Annotated in this window: 4 protein-coding genes and 1 pseudogene; 1 reads left to right on the top strand and 4 read right to left on the bottom strand. The window is 65.9% G+C overall.

Annotation, left to right across the window (positions count from 1 at the left end; translation table 11 throughout):
* Positions 1 to 125 precede the first annotated feature (125 nt).
* From tatB to sigE, 4 genes are all read right to left on the bottom strand, one after another.
* Positions 126 to 542, bottom strand: coding sequence for a Sec-independent protein translocase protein TatB (gene tatB, locus ABZW16_RS43310; RefSeq protein WP_354961982.1), 417 nt, complete (start codon positions 540 to 542; stop codon positions 126 to 128).
* A gap of 55 nt (positions 543 to 597) precedes the next feature.
* Entirely contained in the window at positions 598 to 2,199 is a 1,602-nt protein-coding gene (locus ABZW16_RS43305; protein ID WP_354961981.1) for a trypsin-like peptidase domain-containing protein, read from the bottom strand.
* Positions 2,200 to 2,209: 10 nt separating this feature from the next.
* On the bottom strand, positions 2,210 to 2,596 hold the full coding sequence (locus tag ABZW16_RS43300; protein WP_354961980.1) for a hypothetical protein: 387 nt from the start codon (positions 2,594 to 2,596) through the stop codon (positions 2,210 to 2,212).
* A gap of 87 nt (positions 2,597 to 2,683) precedes the next feature.
* Complete coding sequence (gene sigE, locus ABZW16_RS43295; RefSeq protein ID WP_354961983.1) at positions 2,684 to 3,298, bottom strand: RNA polymerase sigma factor SigE; 615 nt, start codon at positions 3,296 to 3,298, stop codon at positions 2,684 to 2,686.
* 417 nt (positions 3,299 to 3,715) lie between these two features.
* Here sigE and ABZW16_RS43290 point away from each other — a divergent pair.
* Positions 3,716 to 3,870, top strand: a pseudogene (locus tag ABZW16_RS43290) (methyltransferase); the annotation flags it as partial.

The following is a 3,870-nucleotide window of genomic DNA, read 5'->3' as shown; positions in this document are numbered from 1 at the left end:
CCGTCTCGCGTCCTATTAGTCGAAGCGCATGCGCCGAAGGCGCGAGTCTCGACTGCTCGGACGCGAGACACCAGGGGGCCGCGAACACGCAGCGCCGCAGGCGCTGCAAATTAGACACGGCCAAATTAGGTCGCGTCGATGTCGATCGGCGGACGTTCGTTGCGCTCCAACGGCTTTTCGAGCTTGGGCATCGGGTAGTCCGGCATGCCGCTGTTGGAGCCGAGCAGGTCCTGCTTATCCGGGATCGCCTTCTCGAAATCCCGGAAAACCGAATCGTCGCCATTCAGAAGGTGTTTGGTGACCATCTGACGAGGCGACATCTGGCGCAGCTCGTTCAGGTCCGCCAGCGGCTTACGCAGGTCCTCGAACTCCGGGCCGAGTTCCTGCTGCAACTGCTGGGTCGCACCGCTGGCGTAGTCGCGAACCTTGCGCAGGCTCTGCGTGGTCCAGCGAATCGCCCCGGGCAGTCGCTCCGGGCCGAGGATCACGAGGGCGGCGACGAGGAGGATGACCATCTCGCCCCAGCTGATGTTGCTGAACACGAGTCCAGGCTACCTGGGCATAGTTCCCCGAGCCGCGTCGGATTCCCGCGCGCGCTCAGTCCGATTCCAGCGTGACCGGCACGTCCACCTGCCTGCCATCGCGGATCAACTGCACGTTCACCGTCTCACCGATCTTGCGCTGCTGTACCGCGACTACCAGCTCATCGGGTCCGGTCACCTCACGGTCACCGATCTTGACGATGACGTCGTTCTCCACGATCCCGGCCTTGGCCGCCGGACCGCCGGCTTCCACGTCGGCGACGGCGGCGCCGCTCATTACCTCGTTGGCCACCTGCTTGTTGCGGGCGCTGAGGCCGATCTTGGGGTGGTGCACCTGTCCGTCGCGGATCAGCGTCTGCGCGATGGAGGTCACCATATCGACCGGAATCGCGAAGCCGAGGCCGACCGAACCGCCGGTCTCACTGCGGATCGCGGTATTGATGCCGATGACCCGGCCCTCCATATCGACCAGCGCGCCACCGGAGTTGCCCGGGTTGATCGAGGCATCGGTCTGCACCGCGTCGATGACGGCCTTGGTATCGCTGCCCTCACCAGAGAGCGCGACCGGGCGGTGCAGCGCGCTGACGATGCCGGAGGTGACGGTCTTGCTCAGGCCGAGCGGTGAACCGATGGCCAGTACGTCGTCACCCACCTGGACGTCCTTGGACCTGCCCAGATTGGCGACAGTGAGATTCTTCACATCGACCTTCAGCACCGCGAGATCGGTCTTCGGATCGCGTCCGACGATATGCGCGGGCACCCGGCTGCTGTCGGAGAAGGTCACCTGAATCGCTGCCCGGTTCGACTTGTCCTGTGCCGCCATCGAAATCACGTGATTGTTGGTCGCGATATAACCCGCGCCGTCGATGACCACACCGGAACCGGTCGCACCGTTATCGCCGACCGTGACCCGGATCGACACCACTGCGGGCAGTACCGCATTGGCGACCTTGGCGATCAGGCCGTGCGGGCGTTCGATTTCGCTGGATTGGTCCAAGGTGACCTTGCGCGAGGTCAACGGGGAGGTCGCCTCCGCGGTCAACCTGCCGACCAAGCCGCCGAGTGCGCCGATGGCCAGTGCGACAACGGCCAGCAGGACCAGCGCCTTGGGCGCCACCCGGGAGCCGAACAGCACCTCCCTGGCCGAAAGCTGCCGCGCCTGCGGCAGCGGTGCGGGCCGTGGCGTCGGCACGGCGGGCGCGCCGAGGCGGGCGGCGGCATCGGGATCGCGCCACGGATCGCCCGGACCGGCGACCGGCGCGGACTGATCGGCGGCCTCCAGATCACGCTGCAGCAGTTCGGTGGAACCCGCCGGACGTCCGAAGGCCTCGGCCAGTACGGCATCGGGTGGGCTGCTGTGCAGTTCCGGGCCGACCTGCGGGGGCTGCGAACCGGATCCGGCCGTCGGCTGCTCGGAGAACGAACCGGTCTGGCCGGAGGGGCGGCGGAACGCGCGCGCCGTGTGACCGTCCACATGCGGCCGGTAGACCGGACGCGGTTCGAGTACCGGGGCGTCGGACGGCCGCAGGGGGCTGGCAGTCGGCGAAGCCGACGGGGTGGATGAACCCGGCGTCCCCCTGTTGGCCGCCGAATCGGTGGAGTCGCCTGCGGTGGGTCGCGATTCCGACGGCCCGGAATTCGTCGATTCGGTGGTCACTCGGAAAACTCTACTTGCGCCACCACGTCGTCCACCGGGTCGCGGTGAACGAATCGGTCAGAAAACCGAAAACCGCCTCGTTGCGGGGGTTGCCGTTGGTCGGACGCGAGGTCGCGCTCGAAGCGCCGCCGGGGAGTTCGGCAAGTGGAATGCGGGTGAGGCTGTCGTGCAGATCGGTGGGAATCGAGACCTGACCGGCCCGGCGCAGCGCGATCCGCGCCTGCTGCTGTGCCTCGACCTCCGCCGCGCACTCCGGGCAGACGGAAAGGTGCTGGGCGGCACGCAGATATGCATTCATCCGTAGTTCGCCGTCCACATAGGCCGCGATCGCCTCGCTGGCCAGATGTTCGGTAGGACGAAAACGGGGACGACCTGACGTGCTGGCGTCGCCACTCATTCGGTGCTCACCCTTCCAACCGACATCATCCGTAGCGCACGACCGGACGGATATCCGGCCGCCGGGTGGGGCCCGGCTCCCGCCGGATCACCCGATGTTCGCGTCAGCGGTGAACCGCTGCTCACTTCCATTATGCGCAAGGTAGTCGCGCAATGCCTGACGGCCGCGGTGAATCCGGCTGCGCACGGTGCCGAGTTTGACACCGAGGGTCGCGCCGATCTCCTCATAGGACAGACCCTCGATATCACAGAGCACGACTGCGGCACGGAATTCCGGTGCCAGCGAATCCAGTGCGGTTTGCAGGTCCGGATCCAGCCGGGCGTCGTGGTAGGCCTGTTCCGGGCTCGGCCCGTCGGCGGGCACCCGGTCGTAATCCTCGGGCAGTGCCTCCATCCGGATCCGGTTGCGACGGCGCACCATATCCAGGAACAGGTTCGTGGTGATGCGATGCAGCCAGCCCTCGAAGGTGCCCGGCTGATAATTCGACAGCGAGCGGAACACCCGGATGAAGGTCTCCTGGGTCAGATCATCGGCGTCCTGCGCGTCGCCGGAAAGGCGGTAGGCCAGCCGGTACACCCGGTCGGCATGTTCGCGAACCAATTCGTCCCAGGACGGCATCGTCGAACGGTCGCCCGTCGCATCGAAGGCCGCGGTGCCGGTCAGCTCGACATCGGTGGCATCGTCGTTCATATCGGCCTCCATCGGCAAGGCATGCGCTGGCAGGGTGGCGAACTCGCGTGCCGCCCCGGCATGAGCTGGCAGGGAGCCAGCTCGCGAAACCTCGGAGGCAACCGGGAGCGCCGAAAATGACCCTCTATCCATGTGGACGGTGATACCTCCTACTCGGGACCGTGGTTGCGGACCTGATAGCGATCCGGATCTCGGATCGCCACGTACGGATACAACCGACGAACGGTATGTCGTTGTTCCCGCGTCCCCGCGCCGGGCGGTCGGCTGGTCTTGCTTGCCCATACTCTTTCTTGCCTCGATATGCCGGGGGTATGGAGATCCTGAGGGACACCTGAGAATCTGTGCCCGCCCCCGCCTATGAATTAATCGCGCAAGCCCGGGATAACGCTTCACTGATGAGCCAAACTTGCGACTTCGTGCCCTAGCCTCATAGGCGTGGCATCGAATCTGGAGCGAAATCTCTCCTACGTGGAGGAATCCGTCGTGGAAGACGAGGTCCTCATTGGCGCGCGTGAGCGGGCCACCGAACTCGGTGCGGTACCCGTACCACCCTCGGTCGGCGCACTGCTGAGCATGTATGCCCA

The organism is Nocardia sp. NPDC004604 (assembly GCF_040609795.1).
Lineage (GTDB): Bacteria > Actinomycetota > Actinomycetes > Mycobacteriales > Mycobacteriaceae > Nocardia.
The sequence above is the reverse complement of the archived record's forward strand: the minus strand, read 5'-3'. Positions and strand labels throughout refer to the sequence as shown.